Raw genomic sequence first — 24359 nt, 5'->3', positions numbered from 1 at the left:
AAGCAAAGCTCGCCAAAGTAAACTGTTTGTTGGTTTTGTTATATCAGTGTGTAAAAGAAGGGAGCATTATGATTCAACAAGTCATTGAGACTAAGCTGCAAGATAAATTTCAACCCGAATATCTGCAGGTTGTGAATGAAAGCTATATGCATAATGTGGCACCCGGCTCAGAGAGTCACTTTAAAGTTGTGATTGTTACTTCGAGCTTTGAGGGGCAACGTTTGATTATGCGTCACCGCCAAGTGAATCAGACTTTGTCGGAAGAGTTAAGCAACCATATTCATGCTCTGGCTATACATACTTACACACCACAAGAGTGGAATGAATTGAAGAAAAAAGCGCCAGATAGCCCGATGTGTTTGGGTGGATAGTGATGAGCTGGGTGATCATTTTTTGCTCTTTTTTGGGTGATTGTTTAACAATTTTAATACAGCTACCATTCTGTAAAGTGGCGTAAAACCATTTTTTTCAAAAAAAAACGCAAAAAATAACCCTGATATTGAGGTGGTGAAAATAATTGTGCGACATATCAAAATAATGATTATTAATGCGCCTTTTAAACGAATTTGTGCCCAAATAAAATCACGAATCTAGAGATCTTGAATGGCATCGTATTCGTAAAAGGTGCTAAACTACCGCCCTTGATAAATCTCATCTCAAATCTGTAATGTGATTTTTAAAAGTATGTTGCGCTTTTGGTGATTAAATAACCAAGGCGGGCAGATATAATAATGTCGTGTCTAGAGACGGTTTAGTTTTGTCATTACACACTTCCAGTAGAAGTACGGATGACCACCGCCTCCAATTTGCGCAATGAATGAATCTTTTTCCCGATAAAGTAGTGCAAGTGCGTATGATTACAATAAAAAAGGGTTTGGACCTTCCTATCGCAGGAACTCCTTCCCAGGTGATTAATGATGGCAAAGCCATCAACAAAGTCGCCTTGCTTGGCGAAGAGTACGTCGGCATGCGTCCTACTATGCATGTTCGCGTAGGTGATGAAGTAAAGAAAGCTCAAGTTCTTTTTGAAGATAAGAAGAATCCGGGAGTGAAATTTACTTCACCGGTCAGCGGTAAAGTTGTTGAAATTAATCGTGGTGCAAAACGTGTACTTCAGTCTGTAGTGATTGAAGTTGCAGGTGATGACCAAGTGACGTTCGACAAGTTTGAAGCGAATCAATTAGGAAGTCTTGACCGCGAAGCGGTGAAAACTCAACTGGTCGATTCTGGTCTTTGGACATCGCTGCGTACTCGTCCGTTCAGCAAGGTTCCTGCAGTTGATTCGACGACTAAGGCTATTTTTGTTTCTGCCATGGATACTAATCCATTAGCAGCAGAGCCGACGGTTATCATCAACGACAATTCGGAAGCCTTCGTTGCTGGTCTTGATGTACTTTCAGCTTTGACTGAAGGTAAGGTGTACGTTTGTAAAAAAGGTACCAGCTTACCACGCTCAACTCAGTCTAATGTTGAAGAACATGTCTTTGACGGCCCTCACCCAGCAGGTTTAGCTGGTACACACATGCATTTCCTGCATCCTGTAAATGCAGAAAATGTGGCATGGTACATTAACTACCAGGACGTTATCGCTGTCGGTAAATTGTTCCTTACTGGTGAGTTATACAGCGAGCGTGTTATTTCTCTTGCTGGCCCTGTCGTAAATAATCCTCGATTAATCCGTACTGTAATAGGTGCAAGCCTAGAGCAATTGACGGATAGCGAAATGATGCCTGGCGAAGTTCGCGTGATCTCTGGTTCAGTACTAACAGGTACTAAAGCTTCAGGTCCACACGCTTACTTAGGTCGTTACCACTTACAGGTTTCTGTTCTTCGCGAAGGTCGTGAGAAAGAACTGTTTGGTTGGGCAATGCCTGGTAAGAACAAGTTCTCTGTTACTCGCTCATTCTTAGGTCACTTATTCAAAGGTCAGTTGTTCAACATGACAACGACGACTAACGGTAGTGATCGCGCAATGGTGCCAATTGGTAACTATGAAAAAGTTATGCCGCTAGATATGGAGCCAACTCTGTTGCTTCGTGATCTGTGTGCTGGTGACACTGATAGTGCAGTACGCCTTGGCGCATTGGAACTTGATGAAGAAGATCTAGCATTGTGTACCTTTGTATGTCCTGGTAAATACGAGTACGGTCCGTTACTTCGTGAATGCCTCGATAAGATTGAGAAAGAAGGGTAATTTTCATGGGCCTTAAAAAGTTTCTTGAAGACATCGAGCATCACTTTGAACCAGGTGGTAAACACGAGAAATGGTTTGCTTTGTATGAAGCTGCTGCGACTCTGTTTTACACGCCAGGTCTTGTGACAAAGCGAGGCGCTCATGTCCGTGATAGCGTTGATTTAAAACGTATCATGATCATGGTTTGGTTAGCTGTGTTCCCAGCAATGTTCTGGGGTATGTATAACGCAGGTGGCCAGGCTATCTCTGCACTTCATCACTTGTACGCAAGTGATCAACTTGCAACCATCGTTGATGGCAACTGGCATTACTGGCTGACTGAAATGCTAGGCGGCACTATGTCGTCTGATGCAGGTTGGGGCAGTAAAATTTTGTTAGGTGCAACTTACTTCCTTCCAATTTATGCAACAGTATTTATTGTTGGTGGTTTCTGGGAAGTATTGTTCTGTATGGTGCGTAAGCACGAAGTAAACGAAGGTTTCTTTGTAACTTCGATTCTTTTCGCATTGATCGTTCCACCAACGCTTCCTCTATGGCAAGCAGCGCTAGGTATCACCTTCGGTGTTGTTGTGGCGAAAGAAATCTTTGGTGGTACTGGTCGTAACTTCCTAAACCCAGCTCTAGCAGGTCGTGCATTCTTATTCTTTGCATACCCAGCGCAAATCTCTGGTGATTTAGTTTGGACCGCTGCGGACGGTTTCTCAGGCGCAACTGCTCTTAGTCAATGGACTCAAGGTGGTAGCGGTGCTCTGATGAATGCTGCAACAGGTCAAGCAATCACTTGGATGGATGCATTCATTGGTAATATTCCAGGTTCAATTGGTGAAGTGTCTACGCTTGCTCTAGCAATCGGTGCGGCATTCATTGTTTACATGGGTATTGCTTCATGGCGCATTATCGCTGGTGTGATGATCGGTATGATTGCTCTTTCTACGTTGTTCAACGTGATTGGTTCTGACACCAACATGATGTTCAACATGCCTTGGCATTGGCACCTAGTTCTAGGTGGCTTCGCATTCGGTATGTTCTTCATGGCAACGGACCCAGTATCTGCGTCGTTTACAGATAAAGGTAAGTGGGCATACGGTATTTTGATTGGTGCTATGTGTGTACTAATCCGTGTGGTTAACCCTGCATACCCAGAAGGCATGATGCTAGCGATTCTATTCGCTAACCTGTTTGCTCCTCTGTTCGACCATATTGTGGTAGAGAAAAACATCAAGCGGAGATTATCGCGCTATGGCAAGTAATAACGATAGCATTAAGAAAACGCTGTTTGTTGTTATCGCATTGAGCCTAGTGTGCTCAATCATTGTATCGACAGCGGCTGTTGGCCTGCGAGACAAGCAAAAAGCGAATGCTCTGCTTGATAAGCAAAGCAAAATCGTTCAAGTAGCAGGTATCACTGAACAAGGTAAGATTCCAGAGTTGTACTCTAAGTACATTGAACCTCGTCTTATTGACCTTGACAGTGGCGACTTTGTTAAAGGTGATGCAACAACTTTTGATCAGCGTAAAGCTGCAAAAACTCCTAGTGAATCAGTAAAACTGTCTCCTGAGGAAGATGTTGCAAAAATCCTTCGCCGCTCAAACACAAGTGTTGTTTACCTTGTGAAAGATGGTGACAAAGTATCTAAAGTAATTTTACCCGTTCATGGTAACGGCCTATGGTCTATGATGTATGCATTTGTAGCTGTGGAAACCGACGGTAACACAGTTGCTGGTATTACATACTACGAACAAGGCGAAACTCCTGGATTGGGTGGTGAAGTTGAAAACCCTAACTGGCGTGCTCAATTCGTAGGTAAGAAACTGTTCGATGAGAACCACAAACCTGCAATTAAAGTTGTAAAAGGTGGCGCACCACAAGGTTCTGAGCATGGTGTTGATGCCTTATCAGGTGCAACATTAACCAGTAACGGTGTTCAACACACATTCGACTTCTGGTTAGGTGATATGGGCTTTGGTCCATTCCTAGCAAAAGTTCGTGACGGAGGTCTGAACTAATGTCTAGCGCAAAAGATATTAAAAAGAGTGTGTTAGCGCCTGTATTGGATAACAACCCAATCGCGCTACAAGTTCTTGGTGTTTGTTCTGCTCTTGCAGTAACGACCAAGCTTGAAACGGCTTTTGTTATGACTCTAGCGGTAATGTTTGTAACGGCTTTGTCTAACTTTTTCGTTTCTCTTATTCGCAACCACATTCCTAGTAGTGTACGTATCATCGTACAGATGGCGATCATTGCATCGTTAGTAATTGTGGTAGACCAAATCTTGAAGGCGTATCTATACGATATCTCTAAACAGCTTTCAGTTTTCGTTGGTCTTATCATTACCAACTGTATCGTAATGGGTCGTGCTGAAGCGTTCGCTATGAAGTCTGCTCCGATTCCTTCTTTAATTGATGGTATTGGTAACGGTTTGGGTTATGGTTTCGTTCTTATCACTGTTGGCTTCTTCCGCGAGTTGTTTGGCTCTGGCAAGTTGTTTGGTATGGAAGTTCTACCGTTAGTTAGAGATGGTGGTTGGTACCAGCCAAATGGTTTAATGCTATTAGCACCTTCGGCTTTCTTCCTGATCGGATTTATGATTTGGGCGATTCGTACCTTCAAGCCTGAACAAGTAGAAGCGAAGGAGTAAGGTTGTCATGGAACATTATATTAGTTTGATGGTGAAATCGATTTTCATCGAGAACATGGCACTGTCTTTCTTCTTAGGTATGTGTACCTTCTTGGCGGTATCGAAGAAAGTTAAGACATCATTTGGTCTAGGTATTGCGGTAACAGTGGTATTAACCATCTCTGTTCCTGTGAACAACCTAGTTTACAACCTAGTTCTTAAACCAGATGCGCTTGCTGAAGGTGTGGATTTAAGTTTCCTTAACTTCATTACCTTTATCGGTGTAATCGCTGCATTAGTACAGATTCTAGAAATGATCTTAGACCGTTTCTTCCCGCCTCTGTACAACGCGTTAGGTATCTTCCTTCCATTGATCACAGTTAACTGTGCAATCTTTGGTGGTGTATCTTTCATGGTTCAGCGTGATTACAATTTCGCAGAGTCTGTAGTTTATGGTTTCGGTTCAGGTTTGGGCTGGATGCTAGCTATCGTCGCTCTTGCAGGTATCCGTGAGAAAATGAAGTATTCAGACGTGCCTCCGGGTCTACGTGGTCTAGGTATTACCTTTATCACTGCTGGTCTAATGGCGCTTGGCTTTATGTCATTCTCTGGTGTTCAACTGTAAGACGGGTAAACCGCAACAATTAAGGAATAGTCAATGGACATTATTCTTGGTGTAGTGATGTTTACTCTGATTGTTCTAGCGCTAGTTCTAGTGATTCTATTCGCTAAATCTAAGCTAGTACCAACAGGTGACATTACAATCTCAATCAATGGCGATGCAGACAAATCGATCGTTACTTCTCCAGGCGGCAAGCTTCTTGGCGCATTGGCGAATTCTGGCGTATTCGTGTCATCGGCATGTGGTGGCGGTGGCTCTTGTGGTCAGTGTCGCGTAAAAATTAAATCTGGCGGTGGTGATATTCTACCGACCGAGCTTGACCACATTACTAAAGGTGAAGCTCGTGAAGGTGAACGTCTAGCGTGTCAGGTTGCAGTGAAAGCTGACATGGAGATCGAACTTCCAGAAGAGATCTTCGGTGTTAAGAAGTGGGAATGTACCGTTATCTCTAACGATAACAAAGCGACATTCATCAAAGAGCTTAAGCTACAAATTCCAGATGGCGAATCAGTACCTTTCCGTGCTGGTGGTTACATCCAGATTGAAGCTCCTGCTCACCACGTTAAATACGCGGATTACGATGTACCTGAAGAGTATCGTGGCGACTGGGACAAGTTTAACCTGTTCCGCTACGAGTCTAAGGTAGATGAAGATATCATTCGTGCATACTCTATGGCGAACTACCCTGAAGAGTTCGGTATTATTATGCTAAACGTACGTATCGCGACTCCGCCGCCAAACAATCCAAACGTACCTCCGGGTCAAATGTCTTCGTACATTTGGTCTCTAAAAGCTGGTGATAAATGTACGATTTCAGGTCCATTTGGTGAGTTCTTCGCGAAAGATACAGATGCTGAAATGGTATTTGTGGGTGGTGGTGCTGGTATGGCTCCAATGCGTTCACACATCTTCGATCAGCTAAAACGTCTGAAATCTAAGCGTAAGATGTCTTACTGGTACGGTGCTCGTTCTAAGCGTGAAATGTTCTACGTGGAAGACTTCGACGGCCTAGCGGCTGAGAATGACAACTTCGTATGGCACTGTGCGCTGTCTGACCCGCAACCAGAAGATAACTGGGATGGTTACACAGGCTTCATCCACAACGTATTGTATGAAAACTATCTGAAGGATCACGAAGCTCCTGAAGATTGTGAATACTACATGTGTGGTCCACCAATGATGAACGCTGCTGTTATCGGCATGCTGAAAGATCTTGGTGTAGAAGATGAAAACATCTTGTTGGATGACTTCGGTGGTTAATCTCCGCTAAGCGTCTGATTTAATGGCTGACTCATTTGAGTCAGCCATAATTTTTTGAAGTTTGTATAGAGAATCTCGTAAGGTTTATGTGCTGAATAACACATGGATTCTCTATATCTACTTATCTCTATAGGAGTAAACAAGTGAAAACTTGGCTTGTTGCATTAGCTTCTTTATTGCTTTTAGCTGGTTGTGAAAAACCAGTCGAGCAAGTTCATTTAAGCGGCCCAACGATGGGTACCACATACAACATTAAGTATCTTAAACAAGATGGTATTCCGTCTTCTGAAGATCTGCACAAAGAGATCGATCGCTTACTTGAAGAAGTAAACGACCAGATGTCAACGTACCGTAAAACGTCAGAGCTGAGCCGTTTTAACCAGTTTCAAGAGACCACTCCATTTGAAGTTTCACCTCAGACGGCAACAGTGGTGCGTGAAGCGATTCGTCTTAACGGAGTGACGTTAGGAGCTCTTGATGTCACTGTAGGCCCCTTGGTTAACTTGTGGGGATTTGGCCCAGAAGCGCGTCCAGAAGTGGTTCCTACCGACGAAGAGCTGGCAGAGCGTAAAGCGAACATAGGTATTGAGCATTTGAGTGTTGAAGGCAACAAGCTGAGTAAAGACCTTCCTCATTTGTACGTAGACCTTTCGACGATTGCCAAAGGTTGGGGTGTAGATGTGGTTGCTGACTATATTGAATCTCAGGGCGTTGCTAACTACATGGTGGAAGTGGGTGGTGAAATCCGTTTGAAAGGAGTCAATCGTGAAGGTGTCGGCTGGCGTATCGCGGTAGAAAAACCGACAGTGGATGAACGCACGATTCAAGAAGTCATTGAACCGGGTGACTATGCAATTGCTACCTCTGGTGATTACCGTAACTACTTTGAGCGTGATGGTGTGCGTTACTCGCATATTATCAATCCCCAAACAGGGCGCCCAATTAACAACCGTGTTGTCTCGGTAACTGTATTAGATAAATCCTGTATGACAGCGGATGGTCTTGCAACGGGGTTAATGGTGCTAGGCGAAGTCAAAGGCATTGACATCGCAGAGCAAAATAACATTCCTGTGTTTATGATTGTGAAAACGAATGACGGTTTTGAAGAAGTCTTCTCAAGCGCATTCAAACCATTCTTAAACCGCAAATAGCAGAAGTGAGTTTGTCATTATGAGTACGTTTCTGATTACTTTCGGCGTCTTTCTGGCTGTTATCGCAGCAATGGCTGTCGGCTATATTTTCCAGAAAAAAGTCGTCAAAGGCAGTTGTGGCGGATTAGGTGCAGTTGGCATTGAGAAAGTGTGTAATTGTCCTGAGCCATGTGACGCACGCAAAAAGCGAGAAGCTCGTGAAGCGGCAAGAGCTGAGAAATTGGCTGCTTGGGAAAAAGACCGCATCGCGTAAACACGTGTCAGCAGTTTTGATTAAAAAGGGTTCTATCGTTAGATAGAACCCTTTTTGTTTGAGTATGGCTTTAAGGAACTAGATTTAAGGCGTTAGATTCTAGGCGTTAACCAGTTGGTTTCGTCCACCTTCTTTGGCATTGTACAGTCGCATATCCGCGACTTTTATCTGTTGGTCAAGGGTACCTTTCATGGATGTGGCACCAATGCTGATGGTGTATTTGATTACTTGGCCTTGATGTTCAACCTGATCTGCTTCAATACATCGACGCATTCGCTCAAGCTGCTTACAGAATTTTTCGAACTCACCGTCATAGTGAATGCAGAACTCTTCGCCACCAAATCGAGCAACGGTTTGATCACCGAAAAAGGCTTTGAGAATACCTGAGATGTGAGTCAAAGCGGCGTCGCCACCATCGTGACCGTAGTTATCATTGACCTTTTTAAAGAAGTCGATATCAAGCATCGCAATGCAGCGTTCGGCTTCATTTTTACCAACAGTGTCGAATAAGTAACGGCGATTCCACAGGCCTGTTAGCGCGTCCTGGTTGGCAAGTTTAAACAGTTCCTTCGTCGCTTCCTGCATGTTAAGCAGTTGGTTTACGCGACAAAACAGTTCTTCCTGATTAAACGGCTTATGCAAGAAGTCATTAGCACCTGCTTTCAAATACTGAGCAGTGATGGTTTTATCGTCTGAACCAGATAACCCAAGAATCGAAATGCCATCGTGAGCAGAGTGACGGCGAATTTCGCGAATCATCTCAAGCCCAGTCATTTCAGGCATATAGTTGTCACTGATGATGAGGCTGATGTCAGGATTTTCAGCCAGTTTTTGCAGTGCTTCCTCACCATTGCCTGCTTGAGTCGTGCGAATGTATTGCGATTCTAGTAGCTGACAAATGGTACGGCGAATCATGGTGCTGTAATCAACGACCAGTGCATGATGAAACTGGTTGTTCTTAATTCGTTTAGCAAACGGGATGACGTATTGCACCGAGCTTAGGCTGTCTTTAAGAATGTAATCGAGGACGCCTTTCTTCAGAAATTCTTGTCGAGTTTCTTGCTCGAATTTAGCGGTAAGTACGACGACTTTTAGATTTCTGCTCAATAAGAGATCGATGATCACTCCATCTTCAGCATCAATAAGGTGGTAACACGACACGACAAAGGCGAAGTCAGTTCGCTGCTCAAGCACTTGCTTGGTTTGTACGAGATCCTCACACACAGTGACCTCGAACCCTAGCTCTGAAAGATGAGTGCTAAGGTAGTTACGAAAAATGCGACTTCCATCTATAACGAGTACAGAGTTGCTTGAACGATTCACGATAGCTTTGCCTTGATTGAAATCGATGCCGATTGATGGTTTTTTAACAGGGTGCCTTTTATACATGAGAACAGAATTGGCATATGTAGGAATAAGATGATTAATCGACAGACTGTGTCGGTATTTTGTCAGGGTAAGAAAGTTGTTTTCGTTTTGCTTAAATTGGTTTTACAATAACTGTGTTTATGTACAGTTGTTTGGTGGCGTGTGGAACAAGAATCGACGAGAAAAATCATTCATATTGATATGGATTGTTTTTATGCCGCAGTAGAGATGCGTGATAACCCGCAATATCGCGGCAGGCCGTTAGCTGTCGGTGGGCATGAGAAACAAAGAGGGGTGCTGAGTACCTGTAATTATGAGGCGCGCAAATTTGGCGTCCGTTCTGCTATGCCAACGGCTCAAGCTTTGAAGTTGTGTCCTCAGCTCTTAGTGGTGCCCGGTAGAATGTCGGTATATAAAGATGTATCACGTAAAATTCACGCTATTTTCCAGCGCTATACCTCAATCATTGAACCGCTATCCTTAGATGAAGCTTTTCTGGATGTTACCGATGTCGAACTCTGCCATGGAAGTGCCACGTTGATCGCTCAGGCAATTCGCAGAGACATTTGGAATGAGCTTGAGTTGACGGCATCAGCGGGAGTCGCACCGATAAAATTCTTGGCAAAAGTCGCTTCTGATATCAATAAGCCTAACGGTCAGTTTGTGGTTACGCCGGAAGAGGTACAATCTACCGTTGATAAGCTGCCGCTAGAGAAAATTCCCGGAGTCGGGAAGGTGAGTTTAGAAAAGCTACATCAAGCTGGGTTTTATCTTTGCGAAGACATCAAGCATAGTGACTACCGCGAGTTACTGAGAAAGTTTGGCCGTTTAGGTGCGTCGTTATGGAAAAAGAGCCACGGGATTGATAATCGCGAAGTTATTGTAGAACGAGAGCGCAAGTCTGTCGGTGTAGAACGTACTTTCAGCCAGAATATTTCGACTTATGAAGAGTGTTGGCAAATCATCGAGGGTAAACTGTTTCCTGAGCTGGATATCCGCTTAGCAAAAGCGAGTCCGGATAAAGCGATCATTAAGCAGGGTATTAAGGTGAAATTTGCAGACTTTCAGCTTACGACCATAGAACATATCCACCCACAATTAGAGCTGGATGATTTCAGGCAGTTGCTCAGTGATGTTCTCAAACGTCAAAAGGGGCGAGAGATCCGCTTGCTAGGACTGTCAGTGATGTTAAAACCAGAAGAACAATCTAAGCAGCTCAGTTTCTTTTAAGCTTTTTTCTATAGTCTGATTTAGCTTAAGATACCCGAGTATTTAAGCGTTCCATTTACTCTATATCCTCAACTCTAAGCGCTTTGAGCACAATAACTGACACGGCACTAACGTATCACTAATCAACCTCCGATATTGTTAAGCAAAATTTAATTTTTAAAGGTCAACTGGCCTGAGAGACAGGTATGAAAAAGACAATTTTAATCGCTTCTTTATTGTGTAGCTCTTCTGTTTGGGCTGCTCAGTGTAAAATCGACGTGCAAAATGAAGTTCATCTAAGTGGTTCCAGTGTTGAAATACATACAACCCGTGGTGATACTGCTGTGATGGACGAGAGTAATCGTCTCTATCTTCATGGCGAACAAATTGAGTTGGACGGTTCTCAACAACAAGCGATCCAATCTTATCGAGAAAGTGTCAGTTCAGCTGTTCCCCGTGCGAAAGAGCTGGCTCAGAAAGGAATGGATGTCGCCAGTGACCTACTAGACGATGTAGCAGCAAGCCTTGATGCACCTAATGCATTTGAAGGTGTTAAACAGTCTATGAAAGATTTTTTTGCTGACGTAGAAAGCCGTTATTACCAAGGTGGAGATTTCGTTTTACCTGCTAATACCTTTGAATCTATGACTCAGCAATGGCAACAAGATTTTGAAAAAGCAAAAGCGATGTTTAGTCAGGAGTTTTTCTCGAGTGCGTTTGATGCCGTATCTGAAAAGATGAAACAGGATGGTGGGATAAACCTGACCGAACTGGGCAACACCATGAGTGAACTGACTGCTAAGTTCGAAGCCCGCTTGAGAGAGCATGAGGCTACGGTAGAAAAAGAAGGCAAAGAACTGTGTGAATCTCTTGATGATATTGTTGAGCAGGAGCAAGAATTGCACAAAAAGATACCTGAACTAAAGAATTACCAAGTCTTTACGATCTAAACTAAGAGAGCGCATCAAGCGCTCTTTTTTTTACTTTGTTCTATTTGAAGGTGAGATGATTTTTAACAATGTGAGTGTTCGTTGGATAAGTGTCTTAACCGCGGTATCTGTGGTTGTTTGCTTCGTTGCCTGCTACTTAGCGTTTAAGTATTTGTGGACTTATGATCGTCAAGTCACACAAGCTGAGGAACTACAGAGAGAAGAGATTGAACGAGTCGAAACCGTTATTGATATTACTAAGATTAAACTTGGTGATTCGATAGTGGATTATGCGGCTTGGGACGATATGGTTGAGTTTATCCGTTCTCCAAATGAAGAATTTGTCGAAAGCGGCATTGGTGCGCACTCATATACATCACAACTTATTAATGGTTTTTTTGTCTTTGCAGCAGATAAAACCTTCGTATGGGGAAAAACACTTGATATCGAGACGAACCATCTCGTCGATGATGAGCGTTATACTCAGTATTTCCCAACAATTCTTCATCAGGCGGAGCTGCTTGATACCAATTTTGTAAAAGCGATTGTGCACTTCATTGTGATTGATAATGAACCTTACTTTGCCGCCGCCTCCCGCGTTTGTAATAGTGACGCGTCCGGTTGTGATAAAGGTTACATTATCTTTTTCAAAAAACTCTCTGATCACTTCTCTCAGCAGATAAATAAAGCCACTGGTATTCAGATCAAAATCCTAGTTAACGAGAGTAATACTCAGACGTTTGAGCCTTCTGAAAATATATCCTACATCACTAAGTTAGATTACGACGCTGGCTCCAGTGTAGTTATTAAGGTGTTTCACCATGTGAAAATTCCAAGCTTTATTGTTTGGCAGGAAGTGTTTGCCTTGCTGGCATTCTCTATCATGTTCTATTTCATTAATCTTTTGCTGGCTAAGTCGTTAGTGAAGCCAATCACAAACGCCAATCTGGTGTTAGAGAAGTTTCAAGCACAAGGTGGTTTCATTCCCGATGAGTCTTATTTCATTTCAAAAGAGATGAAAGGGTTTGCTCGAACTATCAATAAAATCATGAATGATTTAGAGGCAAGCCGGCGAGAGCTACGCTGGCAGTCTGAGCACGACCCTCTTACTGAGCTTTCGAACCGCCGCCATTTAAACAGCCGTCTGACTGCTTTTATAAATGATTATCACTTTAGTCATATTTCGCTCTATTTGGTGGATGTCGATTACTTCAAATTGTACAACGATAACCTTAGCCATATGGATGGTGACAATGCCTTGAAGGCTGTTGCTAAGGCGCTGGATGCTCTTGAGTACAACGGAGACAAGATCGTTGCTCGCTTTGGTGGTGAAGAGTTTTGCGTGGTATTGGCCGGTGATGGGCCAATTAACCTAAGTGAGCATGCACAGAAGCTAAAAGACGCGGTTTCCAATTTGAAGATACCTCATCCGTTTATCCCTATAGCGGGGCGCGAATACTTATCTATTAGCATTGGTGGAGTACAAATAGATAAACCTAGCATGGCTTATTTTCAAGAAATGTTTCATCAGGCTGATCAAGAACTGTATTCAGCAAAGAGAAAAGGTAGAGATCAGTACGTTGTACAACAATTTAACAAACATTCCGTTCGTTTAGTCGGTGTAAATTAATTATTACGTAATAAATACTAAATATTTGTCTATTAAAGCAGCAAACTGTACTGGTGTTTATTGTGTCACTAGTCAATTTCATTTAATGTACTAGCTAACTAGTTTGGTGATATTTGTGAGTAGTAATGGCATCGAGTAATACCCGCGAAACTTTTGGCTCACGCCTTGGGTTTGTTTTGGCCGCAGCAGGTGCTGCAGTTGGCCTTGGAAATATTTGGGGTTTCCCCACTCAGGCAGCCAGCAATGGCGGTGGCGCATTCCTGTTAGTCTATTTGGTTCTTATTTTAGTGGTTGCGTTTCCTATGCTGGTGGTCGAAATGGCGATTGGACGTTCAGGTCAAGCAAACCCTGTTGATAGTATGCGTTCACTTACGCCTAATCCTACGGCTAAAAAAGCTGGTGCCTTAGTGGGTTGGTTAGGTCTTAGCGTTCCAAGCGCAGTATTAGCGTTTTATAGCATTGTTGGTGGGTGGATAATTTGCTTTATGCTCGGCGCTATCACCGATGTGCTGGGTATGGAAAGTGCGACTGCTTGGTTTAAAGGTTTTAGTGTTGAACGTAACTTATTTGGCACTTTGGTTTTCTATGTTCTTACTATCTTGATTGTTCAAGGTGGTGTGAAACAAGGTATCGAAAAGTGGTCAACTCGTTTAATGCCTGCATTGTTTGTTTTATTTGGTGTTCTGTTCATTTACATCATGATACAACCAGGCGCTATGCAAGGCCTGCAACATTATCTGGTTCCGGATTTTGACAAGGTTTTTGATCGCAAAATGATCTTGGCGGCGATGGGGCAGGGATTCTTCTCTTTGACCATTGGTGGCTGCTCAATGCTAATTTACGGCTCTTACTTAAGTAAGAAAGAGAATCTGCCGAAAATGGCGATGAACGTGACGTTAGTGGATACCGGTGTTGCTTTTATTGCTGGTCTTGTCGTTCTTCCTGCCATGTTTGTTGCAATGAACAAAGGTGTTCAGATATACGCAGAAGATGGTTCGCTACTGAGTTCAGATACTTTAGTCTTTACGGTTCTACCATTAATGTTTGATAGCCTAGGCTTATTAGGGCAGCTATTTGCAATCGTGTTCTTCTTGTTATTGACGATTGCTGCGCTAACTTCTTCGATCTCTATGTTGGAATGTCCTGTCGCTCTGGTTTCAGAACGCTTTAACACTAAACGTACGCCAACCAGTTGGGTATTAGGTGGACTGATTGCTCTGTTTAGTGTGGTGATTGTTTACAACTTTGGTCAACTGTTTGGCTTAGTGGCCACTACGGCTACGCAATACTTGCAACCGACCGCCGCATTGATGTTCTGTTTGTTTGGTGGCTGGGTATGGAATCGTAATGCTAAGCTCAAAGAATTGGAGCAAGGCTTCCCGGAATTCCGTCAAAGCACGTTTGGAAAAATCTGGCCTTGGTATGTGAAGTTTGTCTGCCCAATTTTAGTGGCAACAGTTATCTGGGCGTCGTTTGGTTAGTCCAAGCCGAAACAAAAAACCTTGGTAATGATACCAAGGTTTTTTTATGCATGAAAATGAGAGTCTATATTTTCTCGTTATTCCGAGGGTGATGGTGGCATTATTTGCCCCGTGGTGAGTGGCTCTAAATCCACTTCGATAAACTCTTCAATGAAATCACCAACCAGTTGTTCAACCATGTCGTCATTTTGAGTGAAGTAAGCGAGGTGGAATACTGCATCACCTTCATTCACTAAAGGTAGTGTCTGCTGACCGATTACAATACCGCCTTTGTTGGCTTTGACTTCAACTTCGACGTTGCCCAAAGGTGAGTTGATGTAAGCCAATACTTGGCCTTTTTCTACACGATCGCCGAGTGACACTACGGTACGTAAGATACCGTCTGCTTCGGCTCGTAACCAACTGGTCGATTTTGCGATCACTGAGCTTGGCAGTTTTTTGCGGCTGGCGCGCAGCATACCAATAGTTTGCATCACGCGTTTTACACCAACGACACCAGCACTGATCGCAATAGGCTCAAAACGAAGCGCTTCACCAGCTTCATAAGTCAGTACTGTGATACCGGATTTTTCTGCTTCACTACGTAGAGAGCCCATTCTGAGCGGGGAATCTAGAATTACTGGTGTCGCGAAAGCTTGTGCAATACGCAGTGTTTCTGGATTGCTTAAGTCTGCTCGAATCTGAGGGAGGTTTGTTCTGTGAATCGCACCAGTATGCAGGTCTATGATGTAATCACATTTCAACGCGACTTGAGAAAAGAAGATGTGTGCCATTCTTGAAGCCAGCGATCCGCTGTCACTGCCGGGGAAGCAGCGGTTTAAGTCGCGTCTGTCTGGTAAGTAACGTGACTTATGAATAAAGCCGAAGACGTTCACGATAGGTACGGTAATAAGAGTACCTTTGAGCTTAGTAGGATCGATGGAGTTGATAAGTTGTCTTACGATCTCAACACCATTGAGTTCGTCACCATGGATGGCGGCGTTAACCATAAGCACCGGGCCCGGTGAAGCGCCATGAATGATTTCGATAGGAATGGAAAGGGGCGAATGAGTATAGAGTTTCGCACCTTCCAGTTCGATGACTTGTTTGGTTGCTGGGGGAATTTTCTCCCCCAGAAATTCGTATGCTGTATTCTTATATTTTCTAGCCTTTACCACGTGTTCTTGTCCTTTTACTTGCCGCATTTTTTTCTAGAAATTCGACAATCATACCGGCGATATCTTTTCCGGTTGCAGCTTCAATGCCTTCTAAGCCTGGCGAAGAGTTTACTTCCATGACCAAAGGTCCTCTTGCAGAACGAAGTAAATCAACACCAGCGACATTGAGTCCCATGATTTTAGCGGCTTCAATAGCTGTTTTACGTTCTTGTGGTGTGATCTTAATCAGTGATGCTGAACCACCACGGTGAAGGTTAGAACGGAACTCGCCTTCAGCCCCTTGTCGCTTCATTGCTGCGATAACTTTATCACCAATGACGAAACAGCGAATATCCGCACCGCCAGCTTCTTTAATATATTCTTGAACCATGATGTTCGCTTTCAGACCCATAAAGGCTTCGATAACACTTTCTGCTGCTTTACGAGTTTCGGCAAGAACAACACCGATCCCTTGAGTCCCTTCAAGTAGTTTAATCACCACAGGTGCGCCGCCAACCATGTCTAGTAGGTCTTTAACATCATCTGGCTTGCTTGCGAAACCTGTAATTGGCATACCAATGCCTTTACGAGATAGCAGTTGCATTGAGCGTAACTTATCTCTTGAGCGACTGATCGCGACAGATTCGTTGGCTGGGTAGACACCCATCATTTCGAACTGACGTAATACCGCTGTACCATAAAAGGTAACTGATGCGCCAATTCGAGGAATAACCGCATCAAATCCTGCCAGCTCTTCACCTTTAAAATGGATTTCAGGTTTGTCTGAATTGATATTCATGTAACAACGTAAAGCATCAATCACTTTTACTTCGTGCCCTCGTTGCTTACAAGCTTCGATTAATCGCTTGGTTGAATATAGCGAAGAGTTGCGTGACAGAATACCAATTTTCATAACTTGGGTGCCTCAAAAGGAATTAAAAACGATGCTGTTGGATCAACAACAATCCTATGGTGCATCGCGGTGCGACCTAAAAGCATGCGGAATGCCATATTTTCTCTATTGGTTAATGTAATTTCCGCAGGCCACGTTTGTCCGCCTAAACTGATGTCGGACTTAATAACGTAACGAGATTCTTCATGACCACCTGAGTCTCGTACAGTTCTCTCTTCTATTACTTCAGCCTCACAAACTACCACAGTATCCACATCATGTTGATTTGGGTGGATCCAGAAGCGAACCCAAAGTTTATCTTCTTTAGTAAAGCTCTCTAACTTAAATGCGTGTAAGCAAGATGTGCGGGCTCCGGTATCGATTTTCGCTTTAATTTTTTCAATACCTAACCCTGGAAGGCTAAGTCTCTCTCGCCATCCGACAGTCATTTTTTCTTTCATCGCAGTATCTTAGTGTTTTGTTTGGAATTTACTTAAGGCTGAAATGAAGTACAGCCCACAAAAGAGGTAATACCTTGAATAGAGTGTGGTGAACTTCTCTGGGAACTTCAAGGACGCGCACTCTAACAGTAGTGATTATTCTCTCGCTAATGAAAAAAAATGGTCGTATCGACAAAAATATTTGTTCATAAGCAAAAAAGCCGAAGCTGTCAGCTTCGGCTCGGTGTCAGGCTTTTTTGTTAAAAAAGCTTAAGATTTAGCTGGGATATTTTCCAGCAGTGTAACCATTTGTTCCCAGAATAATCCAACAGTATCGATTTTCACTTTTTCATCTGGAGAGTGTGGGAATTTAATCGTTGGACCAAAAGAAACCATGTCCATATTTGGGTAAGGTTTCTTAAACAGACCACACTCAAGACCTGCGTGAATGACCATTATGTTTGGTTTGTTACCATAGATGCCTTCATACATGTCGCGGAAGATATGCATGATTTCTGAATCTGCGTCTGGTTTCCAGCCGGGGTACGCGCCTGAAAATTGAATTGATGCACCTGCAAGTTCAGCGACTGACGCTAGCATTCCTTCAACCTGACTGCGACCTGAATCGATCAACGAGCGGATTAGGCAAAGTACGGTGACTTGGTTCTCTTCCGTTTTAATCACGCCTACGTTTAATGACGTTTCTACCACACCTTCAATGTCATCACTCATACGGATAACGCCATTAGGACAAGCGTTCAATGCAGCGATGAAAGGTTTTTGTGTTTCAGCTGTAAACATATCAACAGCGGTTGGCTGAGCTTCGTTGAATGTGACAATGTTAGTTTCAACTTTACCAAGTTCTTCTTTTATTAGATTGGTATAGAAGCTGTATAGCTCCGCTAACTTCGCTTCATTTTCCGCAGGAAGAGCCACAGTCACAAATGCTTCACGTGGAATGGCGTTACGTAAGCTACCACCACGGAATTCGACTAAGCGCAGATCCAACTCATTTGCGTGCCCCGCTAAGAAACGAGCAAGTAACTTGTTTGCGTTGCCACGACCCGTATGGATATCACATCCTGAGTGACCGCCTTTCAGACCTTTAAGTACAAGTTGACGAATGACAAAATTGGTTGGGATTGCTTCACGCTTGATGTTGAACTTCATTGAAGCATCAACGCCGCCAGCACAGCCCATGTAAACTTCGCCTTCTTGTTCTGAATCGGTGTTTAGAAGAATTTCACCTTCTAACCAACCAGCTTCAAGACCGAATGCGCCAGTCATTCCCGCTTCTTCGTCAATCGTCAGCAAGACTTCTAGTGGACCGTGTTTGATGTCTGTTGAAGCCAATACAGCTAAACATGCCGCCATGCCCATACCGTTATCAGCACCTAATGTGGTGCCTTTTGCGGTTACCCATTCACCATCAATATAAGGTTGGATTGGATCTTTGGTGAAGTCATGGTCGGTATCTTCATTCTTCTGAGGAACCATATCGATATGAGCCTGAAGCACCACACCTTTTTTATTCTCCATTCCCGGTGTCGCTGGCTTTTTGATAAACACGTTGCCCGTTGCATCACGGCGAACGTCCAAGCCAAGCTCTGTTACCCAACCAATAATGGCTTGAGCGAGCGCTTCTTCATGTTTTGAAGGATGTGGAATTGAGCAGATTTTATCGAAAAACTGCCAAACTGGAGCTGGTGATAGGGTGCTAATTTCAGAATGGAACTCAGACATAGATGACTCCTTTATTTATCTATACCCCGATTAAATCGCGAATAAAGGTTAATAATGTAGAGAAATAACCTGTCTACGGGGCAATATTTGTGTGACAGCATACCATTGAGTCGTTGAATCGAGTAGTAGCACGGAAGGGGATTTTTCAGTGAGAGTAGATTCATAAATGAGTAGTAACTCGTAAGTTATCATTGAACTACTCAATAAGTTGCATTTATTTTGCAATCCACTTCAAAAATAAAACGCGGATTGTGTAATTTTATTACCAATAATTCCGAGATGATTGTAGGTTTTATTGAAAATGTGTGATTTGACTCACTATATATTTGTAATATATTTTCTTTGTGGTATATTAATAACCAATTCGAAAGTAATGACTTCGAAGCTAGTTTACCCACGTAATATTGATGAAAGATGTTATGTCGATCAGCGATGTTACACCCCACACGCTTTGGTGAGTGAGACCAAATGCATGTGATTTGAACAGTAATGTTCACCCCTATATATTGGAATTTGCTTTTAGCCACAGCTTGGTGAACCAAGAGTGGTTAATATGATTCACCGCCATCTGTATCTCAGATGGCGTTTTTTTTTGCCTGCTGTTTCGTATTACTCTTCAATAATACTGACTTCTCCAATGAAGTAGCCTTCTTCATCAAAGCGTTTCAGCTCATTGTTTTCATAAACGATAGTAATGTGTCGAATATCTGAAAATTGCCAGTTACGCCATTGGTAAACAAATTTGTCATTTTCTACCCACCAGTAGCCCTCATCAATATCATTCGGGCGATCGGAAATTCCGATCATTTTACCATCTGCTTGAAGAGTGATCCGGTAGGGGATATTGAAGCAATCTTTAGATAGTAGCGTTTTGTTGGTCACCATAGCTCTAATCTGTTGCCCTGTTAATGGCGGTTCGGAGCATTCGGCCAAGCTAATATTGGGTAATACTTCTTTAGCTATGCGCGCCAGTTGAGCAATACCTTCACGTATATTCTCTGTGCGAATCGATTGGAAACTCAGTCTAAAGCTATTGTTCTTGTGGTTGCAGCAGTAATACTTCTGCCCGTTATTAATCAAAATACCATTCTCTTCTGCAAGTCGCTCAAAACGAGTGGCATCAAAACTTTCCTTATAATCAACCCAAAAAGCGGTTCCGGCTAGCGATGGAGTAACTCCAGATTGCGGAAAGTAATAGTTCATTGCTTTTTCCATCGTTAACCATTTTTCTCTATAGCGCTTAAGTAGCTTCTGAGTCAGCATGTCGTAGTAGCCTAGACTGAGAAACAGAGCTAAGGTCTGACAGTTACTTTTGGGTGGCAGACTGTGCGTACGTACTTGCAGTGCTTTGATTTGATCGATTAACGGCGATGCCGCAACGATAAATCCAATACGTAACCCGGGTGCAATTGTAGAGGTGAAGCTCGATATGTAGATGATTCGCTCTGTTGGATACTCACACCTCAGCGGAGGGCAGCTATCTTCAATGAAGTTAACATCGTGTTCAAAATCATCTTCGATAATCAAAAAGTCATGTTCATTCGCTGAGTCAATGAGTGCCTTGCGCCTTTCTGGTGACATACGAACGGTGGTTGGGAACTGATTACTGGGGGTTGTATAAACCAAATTGCAATTGTTGAGACGAGAATCGATGACTAACCCTTTTGCATCGACATCAATGGGGACTACATTTGCTCGACGAGCTTGAAACTGAACAAGTGCTTCTGGGTAACCAGGGTTTTCCATTCCTACTGACGTTTGTTTAGAAACCAGTAACCGAGTGAGGTAGTAAAGGCTATTTTGGCAACCCAGTGTAATGGCGATATTTTCTTTGTTAACGAATATTCCACGTTTAGTCAGAACACGAGTACGTATCTGTTCAATTAACTCTTCATAGTCATTATGGTTTGATGTCCAACTACGATGATTACTTTTATTTAAAGATTGAATACTGCACTTACGCCACTCACTAACAGGAAAGAGATCTTCATCGACCATGCCATTGACGAACAAATAAGGGTAGTTGGAAAGATCTTTTACTGAGGCATCTGAAAGCGATTGTTCACTGTTTAGGTAATCGTCCCAATTGAGAGTTGAGACTGGTTGTGCGCTTTGCTGATCGGGCGATGCATTATTCAGTTCAAGCTGAGGATTAACGTAGTAGCCTTTTCTTTCAATGGGTATAAGTACCCCTTCTTCGGCTAATTGTTCGTAAACACGTAAAATCGTATTGCGGGAAACTTTGAGTTTTTCGGCTAATTGGCGTGAGGAAGTGATGCTGGTTTGCTTTGGAACAAAACCTGCGAATATGGCTTTAGCGATGTCGCTTTTGATTTGATCTTGCAGTGTTCTCGAATCTTGCGAGTCGATATGAATAAATTGATACAGCATAGCTTCCCCGCTTATGTAACCGCCGCATCTAAAGTCCAAAAAGCAGAGAAAGTGAAATGAGGCTCACTTTCTCTATACACATTTTATATAAGCGACTGTAGTTGCGTTTTAACTATTTCCAGCCCTCTTGAGACTAATTCTGGCTCAATTGTTAACGGTGGAAGGAAGCGAATAACGTTACCTTTTACACCACAAGAAAGAAGAATGAGGCCTTGCTGGTTACTCTTTAATACCAGTTGTTTAGTCAGATCTGCAAGCGGTTGTCCTGTGGTTGGATCATTAAGCTCAATCGCGATCATTGCGCCAACCTGACGAATATCTCCGATATGAGGAATTTCTTTTTGCAGTACAGTCAGTATCTCTTTGAATTGCTGACCCACATGCTGAGCTCGTCCGCATAAGTTATCTTCTTTAATAATGTTGATAACTTCAAGTGCGGCGCGACACGCCAACGGCGAGCCTGCGTAAGTTCCGCCGATACCACCAGGATTTGCTGAGTCCATAATTTCAGCTTTACCAACAACCCCAGATAGAGGAAAGCCGCCAGCAATGCCTTTTGCCATAGTGATTAAATCTGGTTTTGCATCGAAATATTCACACGCAAAAAGTTTACCTGTACGCGCAAAGCCGGTTTGAATTTCATCACAGATAAGCACTATTCCGTGCTTGTCACAGATGTTACGCAATTCGCTTACCCATGCGTTTGGTGCTTGATAGAAGCCACCTTCGCCCTGAATTGGCTCAAAAATGATCGCAGCAACACGAGACGGTTCAATATCACAGGCAAATAAATCTGCTAACGCAGACAAGCTTTGTGCTTCGCTAACACCGTGGTATTGGTTGGGATAAGGCAGGTGGTAAATTTCATTGGGGAAAGGACCAAAGCCCGCTTTATATGGAGCAACTTTACCTGTCAGCCCCATACATAAGTTGGTACGACCATGAAACCCGCCTTTAAATGCAATTACACCACTGCGACCAGTATGCGCACGAGCGAATTTTATTGCATTTTCAACAGCTTCAGCTCCCGTTGTAAGAAATGCCGCTTTTTTATCAAAGTCGCCCGGTGCGATTTCTACAACTTTCTCGGCCAGTTCAACAAAGCTGGTGTATGGGGTAACCATTGAACAGGTATGACTGAACAACTCTAGTTGCTCTTTTACTGCTGCCACGATTCGTGGATTTGAGTGGCCAGTGTTGTTAACTGCAATACCAGCCGCGAAGTCAATATACTCTTTACCTTCGATATCGGTAATTAGAGCGTTTTCAGCTTTCGCCGCATAAATCGGTGCAAGGTTTGCCATTCCCTTTGCGACAACTTTTTCCTTACGGCTTTGCCATTCCATATTGGTCATGTTTGATAGTCCTTATTCAGTGGTTATCGGTCAGTTGCTAACGAAGATTAAAAGCCGCCGAAACAGAGATACTTAATGTTTAGATATTCATCGATGCCTTGTTTTGCACCTTCACGGCCAAAGCCGGATTGTTTTACGCCGCCAAAAGGAGCTACTTCATTTGAAATTAACCCTTCATTGATTCCAACCATGCCATATTCAAGTTTTTCCGCGATGTTGAAGGCTCGTTTAATGTTTTCGGTGTAAAAATAACTTGCGAGTCCGTAGATAGTGTCATTAGCTTTTTCTACCAATTCCTGATCGTCATAGAAGCGAATGATTGGAGCTACGGGACCAAAAAGTTCGGTTTGGGTAATATCCATGTCTTGAGTCACTTCAGTCAGAATTGTTGGCTGAACAAACAGCCCTTGTTCTGCTTTACCGCCCAGAGCGATTTTTGCACCTTGTTTAACTGCATTATCGATATAGCCAAGGACACTCTTCTTCGCTTTGATATCCACTAGCGGTCCAATGTTAACGCCCGGTTCAAGGCCGTTGCCCATTTTTAATTCAGCAACCGCCGCGGTGAATTTCTCGACGAACTGATCGTAAATGCCATCTTGTACATAGAAGCGATTAGCACACACACAGGTCTGTCCTGCGTTGCGGAATTTAGAAGCGATTGCCCCTTTTACCGCCTGCTCAACATTTGCATCGTCAAATACGATGAATGGCGCATTACCACCCAGTTCCATTGACGTACGCTTAATAGTATCCGCACATTGATTTATCAGATTTCGACCTACTTCGGTTGAGCCTGTAAATGACAGTTTTTTGATATCTTCGTGAGTACAAAGAATTTCACCCACTGCCACAGAAGAGTGGTTGTTCACTATGACCAGCAAGTCTTTTGGTAAACCAGCCTGATAAGCGAGTTCTGCTGTTGCGTAGGCAGAAAGTGGCGTTTGATTTGCTGGTTTTACAATGAAGCTACAACCAGCAGCTAAAGCTGGGGCGGCTTTGCGGGTAATCATTGCAATTGGGAAATTCCACGGTGTAATGGCTGCCGCGATACCAATAGGTTGCTTTATCGTCATCAGGCGTTTATCACCAGTTGGTGAAGGAATCGTCTCGCCGTAAACGCGTTTACCTTCTTCAGCAAACCATTGGATAAATGAAGCGCCATACATCACTTCCCCTTTCGCCTCTGCCAGAGGCTTGCCTTGTTCAAGAGTCATGATACGAGCCAAATCATCAGCATTCTGTACCATTAAATCGTACCAACGCTTCAGAATCACTGAACGCTCAGCCGCCGTTTTTTGCTGCCAGAAGATTTGAGCTTGTTTCGAAGCTTGTATCAACGAGTGAATGGTTTGTGTATCTACTGACGGGATATAAGCAAGAACTTCATCAGTCGCTGGGTTAATGACAGCAATCGCATCGTCACTCTGAGGACAGGTCGCATTAAGGAGTGATTTGTTAATGATTTGGTCCATGTTTGTGTCTCTTTTGTAGTCTGTTGTATGCATGTTAGTCTCAAAACTCTGCGTAATCTAAGTACCAGTTGTGTCAAAACTGTGGTACCAGCTAAGACTTACTTGCTGGTACCATAACAACTTCACCTCTGGCACTGTCGCATTCGAAATCCGTTCTTCATATTTAGCTAAGAAATAAATCGCTAACAAAAGTGTAACAATGTGAGAAAGAG

Annotated in this window: 21 protein-coding genes; 13 read left to right on the top strand and 8 right to left on the bottom strand. The window is 43.2% G+C overall.

All coding sequences use genetic code 11. The annotated features are described in order from the left end of the window. Nucleotides 1-68 precede the first annotated feature (68 nt). From AAGA51_RS12100 to nqrM, 9 genes are all read left to right on the top strand, one after another. Nucleotides 69-371 carry a BolA/IbaG family iron-sulfur metabolism protein gene (locus tag AAGA51_RS12100; RefSeq protein WP_042480221.1) on the top strand — a complete coding sequence of 101 codons (303 nt, stop codon included), beginning with the start codon at nt 69-71 and terminating at the stop codon, nt 369-371. A gap of 482 nt (nt 372-853) precedes the next feature. Continuing rightward, the gene (locus tag AAGA51_RS12095) at nt 854-2194 is read left to right on the top strand and encodes a Na(+)-translocating NADH-quinone reductase subunit A (protein ID WP_042480768.1); all 1341 of its coding nucleotides are present in this window, start codon (nt 854-856) and stop codon (nt 2192-2194) included. Between the two features lie 5 nt (nt 2195-2199). Further along, the gene (locus tag AAGA51_RS12090) at nt 2200-3444 is read left to right on the top strand and encodes an NADH:ubiquinone reductase (Na(+)-transporting) subunit B (RefSeq protein WP_042480219.1); all 1245 of its coding nucleotides are present in this window, start codon (nt 2200-2202) and stop codon (nt 3442-3444) included. Beyond that, nucleotides 3434-4201: a Na(+)-translocating NADH-quinone reductase subunit C gene (locus AAGA51_RS12085; protein ID WP_042480217.1), complete on the top strand. Its 768-nt coding sequence runs from the start codon at nt 3434-3436 to the stop codon at nt 4199-4201. The genes AAGA51_RS12090 and AAGA51_RS12085 overlap by 11 nt, the downstream gene beginning before the upstream one ends. Beyond that, nucleotides 4201-4833 carry an NADH:ubiquinone reductase (Na(+)-transporting) subunit D gene (locus AAGA51_RS12080; protein WP_042480215.1) on the top strand — a complete coding sequence of 211 codons (633 nt, stop codon included), beginning with the start codon at nt 4201-4203 and terminating at the stop codon, nt 4831-4833. The genes AAGA51_RS12085 and AAGA51_RS12080 overlap by 1 nt, the downstream gene beginning before the upstream one ends. A gap of 7 nt (nt 4834-4840) precedes the next feature. After that, nucleotides 4841-5437, top strand: a complete 597-nt coding sequence (gene nqrE, locus AAGA51_RS12075; protein WP_042480213.1) for an NADH:ubiquinone reductase (Na(+)-transporting) subunit E — start codon at nt 4841-4843, stop codon at nt 5435-5437. 33 nt (nt 5438-5470) lie between these two features. Beyond that, nucleotides 5471-6694 (top strand): NADH:ubiquinone reductase (Na(+)-transporting) subunit F, encoded by a 1224-nt coding sequence (gene nqrF, locus AAGA51_RS12070; protein ID WP_042480211.1) that lies wholly within the window; start codon nt 5471-5473, stop codon nt 6692-6694. 143 nt (nt 6695-6837) lie between these two features. Further along, nucleotides 6838-7845, top strand: coding sequence for an FAD:protein FMN transferase (locus AAGA51_RS12065; protein ID WP_042480209.1), 1008 nt, complete (start codon nt 6838-6840; stop codon nt 7843-7845). 19 nt (nt 7846-7864) lie between these two features. Next, a complete protein-coding gene (gene nqrM / locus AAGA51_RS12060) occupies nt 7865-8098 on the top strand; it encodes a (Na+)-NQR maturation NqrM (RefSeq protein WP_042480206.1) in 234 nt (77 codons plus the stop codon). A gap of 99 nt (nt 8099-8197) precedes the next feature. Here the strand turns inward: nqrM and AAGA51_RS12055 are convergent, their stop codons facing one another. Further along, on the bottom strand, nt 8198-9421 hold the full coding sequence (locus tag AAGA51_RS12055; RefSeq protein WP_042480765.1) for a GGDEF domain-containing response regulator: 1224 nt from the start codon (nt 9419-9421) through the stop codon (nt 8198-8200). Between the two features lie 246 nt (nt 9422-9667). On the opposite strand from AAGA51_RS12055, the gene dinB reads away from it, so the two are divergent. From dinB to AAGA51_RS12035, 4 genes are all read left to right on the top strand, one after another. Beyond that, nucleotides 9668-10696 carry a DNA polymerase IV gene (gene dinB, locus AAGA51_RS12050; RefSeq protein WP_042480762.1) on the top strand — a complete coding sequence of 343 codons (1029 nt, stop codon included), beginning with the start codon at nt 9668-9670 and terminating at the stop codon, nt 10694-10696. Nucleotides 10697-10881: 185 nt separating this feature from the next. Further along, on the top strand, nt 10882-11625 hold the full coding sequence (locus tag AAGA51_RS12045) for a YggN family protein (protein WP_042480205.1): 744 nt from the start codon (nt 10882-10884) through the stop codon (nt 11623-11625). Nucleotides 11626-11680: 55 nt separating this feature from the next. Then, a complete protein-coding gene (locus AAGA51_RS12040) occupies nt 11681-13234 on the top strand; it encodes a sensor domain-containing diguanylate cyclase (protein WP_042480202.1) in 1554 nt (517 codons plus the stop codon). A 125-nt stretch (nt 13235-13359) separates the two neighbouring features. Beyond that, nucleotides 13360-14715 (top strand): sodium-dependent transporter, encoded by a 1356-nt coding sequence (locus tag AAGA51_RS12035; protein ID WP_042480201.1) that lies wholly within the window; start codon nt 13360-13362, stop codon nt 14713-14715. 77 nt (nt 14716-14792) lie between these two features. Here the strand turns inward: AAGA51_RS12035 and AAGA51_RS12030 are convergent, their stop codons facing one another. From AAGA51_RS12030 to AAGA51_RS12000, 7 genes are all read right to left on the bottom strand, one after another. Next, nucleotides 14793-15899: a succinylglutamate desuccinylase/aspartoacylase family protein gene (locus tag AAGA51_RS12030; protein WP_102954352.1), complete on the bottom strand. Its 1107-nt coding sequence runs from the start codon at nt 15897-15899 to the stop codon at nt 14793-14795. Then, on the bottom strand, nt 15859-16764 hold the full coding sequence (gene rimK / locus AAGA51_RS12025; protein ID WP_042480199.1) for a 30S ribosomal protein S6--L-glutamate ligase: 906 nt from the start codon (nt 16762-16764) through the stop codon (nt 15859-15861). Before rimK ends, AAGA51_RS12030 begins: the two co-directional genes overlap by 41 nt. Further along, nucleotides 16761-17204 carry an ATP-dependent zinc protease family protein gene (locus AAGA51_RS12020; protein WP_042480196.1) on the bottom strand — a complete coding sequence of 148 codons (444 nt, stop codon included), beginning with the start codon at nt 17202-17204 and terminating at the stop codon, nt 16761-16763. Before AAGA51_RS12020 ends, rimK begins: the two co-directional genes overlap by 4 nt. Before the next feature lie 249 nt (nt 17205-17453). After that, the gene (locus AAGA51_RS12015) at nt 17454-18926 is read right to left on the bottom strand and encodes an aminoacyl-histidine dipeptidase (RefSeq protein ID WP_042480194.1); all 1473 of its coding nucleotides are present in this window, start codon (nt 18924-18926) and stop codon (nt 17454-17456) included. Between the two features lie 609 nt (nt 18927-19535). Beyond that, nucleotides 19536-21317 carry a PLP-dependent aminotransferase family protein gene (locus AAGA51_RS12010; RefSeq protein ID WP_102986768.1) on the bottom strand — a complete coding sequence of 594 codons (1782 nt, stop codon included), beginning with the start codon at nt 21315-21317 and terminating at the stop codon, nt 19536-19538. 83 nt (nt 21318-21400) lie between these two features. After that, entirely contained in the window at nt 21401-22672 is a 1272-nt protein-coding gene (gene gabT / locus AAGA51_RS12005; RefSeq protein WP_042480189.1) for a 4-aminobutyrate--2-oxoglutarate transaminase, read from the bottom strand. 47 nt (nt 22673-22719) lie between these two features. After that, on the bottom strand, nt 22720-24147 hold the full coding sequence (locus AAGA51_RS12000) for an NAD-dependent succinate-semialdehyde dehydrogenase (protein ID WP_042480187.1): 1428 nt from the start codon (nt 24145-24147) through the stop codon (nt 22720-22722). Nucleotides 24148-24359 lie beyond the last annotated feature (212 nt).

The organism is Vibrio diazotrophicus (assembly GCF_038452265.1).
Classification (GTDB): domain Bacteria; phylum Pseudomonadota; class Gammaproteobacteria; order Enterobacterales; family Vibrionaceae; genus Vibrio; species Vibrio diazotrophicus.
Note: the sequence above shows the minus strand (reverse complement) of the source record. Positions and strands in the feature narration are given on the sequence as shown.

What these genes read in the sequence shown, in the direction of transcription:
- AAGA51_RS12100 (WP_042480221.1), top strand. Translation starts at nt 69, where the DNA reads ATGATTCAACAAGTCATTGAGACTAAGCTGCAAGATAAATTTCAACCC.
- AAGA51_RS12095 (WP_042480768.1), top strand. Translation starts at nt 854, where the DNA reads ATGATTACAATAAAAAAGGGTTTGGACCTTCCTATCGCAGGAACTCCT.
- AAGA51_RS12090 (WP_042480219.1), top strand. Translation starts at nt 2,200, where the DNA reads ATGGGCCTTAAAAAGTTTCTTGAAGACATCGAGCATCACTTTGAACCA.
- AAGA51_RS12085 (WP_042480217.1), top strand. Translation starts at nt 3,434, where the DNA reads ATGGCAAGTAATAACGATAGCATTAAGAAAACGCTGTTTGTTGTTATC.
- AAGA51_RS12080 (WP_042480215.1), top strand. Translation starts at nt 4,201, where the DNA reads ATGTCTAGCGCAAAAGATATTAAAAAGAGTGTGTTAGCGCCTGTATTG.
- nqrE (WP_042480213.1), top strand. Translation starts at nt 4,841, where the DNA reads ATGGAACATTATATTAGTTTGATGGTGAAATCGATTTTCATCGAGAAC.
- nqrF (WP_042480211.1), top strand. Translation starts at nt 5,471, where the DNA reads ATGGACATTATTCTTGGTGTAGTGATGTTTACTCTGATTGTTCTAGCG.
- nqrM (WP_042480206.1), top strand. Translation starts at nt 7,865, where the DNA reads ATGAGTACGTTTCTGATTACTTTCGGCGTCTTTCTGGCTGTTATCGCA.
- dinB (WP_042480762.1), top strand. Translation starts at nt 9,668, where the DNA reads ATGGATTGTTTTTATGCCGCAGTAGAGATGCGTGATAACCCGCAATAT.
- AAGA51_RS12045 (WP_042480205.1), top strand. Translation starts at nt 10,882, where the DNA reads ATGAAAAAGACAATTTTAATCGCTTCTTTATTGTGTAGCTCTTCTGTT.
- AAGA51_RS12040 (WP_042480202.1), top strand. Translation starts at nt 11,681, where the DNA reads ATGATTTTTAACAATGTGAGTGTTCGTTGGATAAGTGTCTTAACCGCG.
- AAGA51_RS12035 (WP_042480201.1), top strand. Translation starts at nt 13,360, where the DNA reads ATGGCATCGAGTAATACCCGCGAAACTTTTGGCTCACGCCTTGGGTTT.
- AAGA51_RS12030 (WP_102954352.1), bottom strand. Translation starts at nt 15,899, where the DNA reads ATGCGGCAAGTAAAAGGACAAGAACACGTGGTAAAGGCTAGAAAATAT.
- rimK (WP_042480199.1), bottom strand. Translation starts at nt 16,764, where the DNA reads ATGAAAATTGGTATTCTGTCACGCAACTCTTCGCTATATTCAACCAAG.
- AAGA51_RS12020 (WP_042480196.1), bottom strand. Translation starts at nt 17,204, where the DNA reads ATGAAAGAAAAAATGACTGTCGGATGGCGAGAGAGACTTAGCCTTCCA.
- AAGA51_RS12015 (WP_042480194.1), bottom strand. Translation starts at nt 18,926, where the DNA reads ATGTCTGAGTTCCATTCTGAAATTAGCACCCTATCACCAGCTCCAGTT.
- AAGA51_RS12010 (WP_102986768.1), bottom strand. Translation starts at nt 21,317, where the DNA reads ATGCTGTATCAATTTATTCATATCGACTCGCAAGATTCGAGAACACTG.
- gabT (WP_042480189.1), bottom strand. Translation starts at nt 22,672, where the DNA reads ATGACCAATATGGAATGGCAAAGCCGTAAGGAAAAAGTTGTCGCAAAG.
- AAGA51_RS12000 (WP_042480187.1), bottom strand. Translation starts at nt 24,147, where the DNA reads ATGGACCAAATCATTAACAAATCACTCCTTAATGCGACCTGTCCTCAG.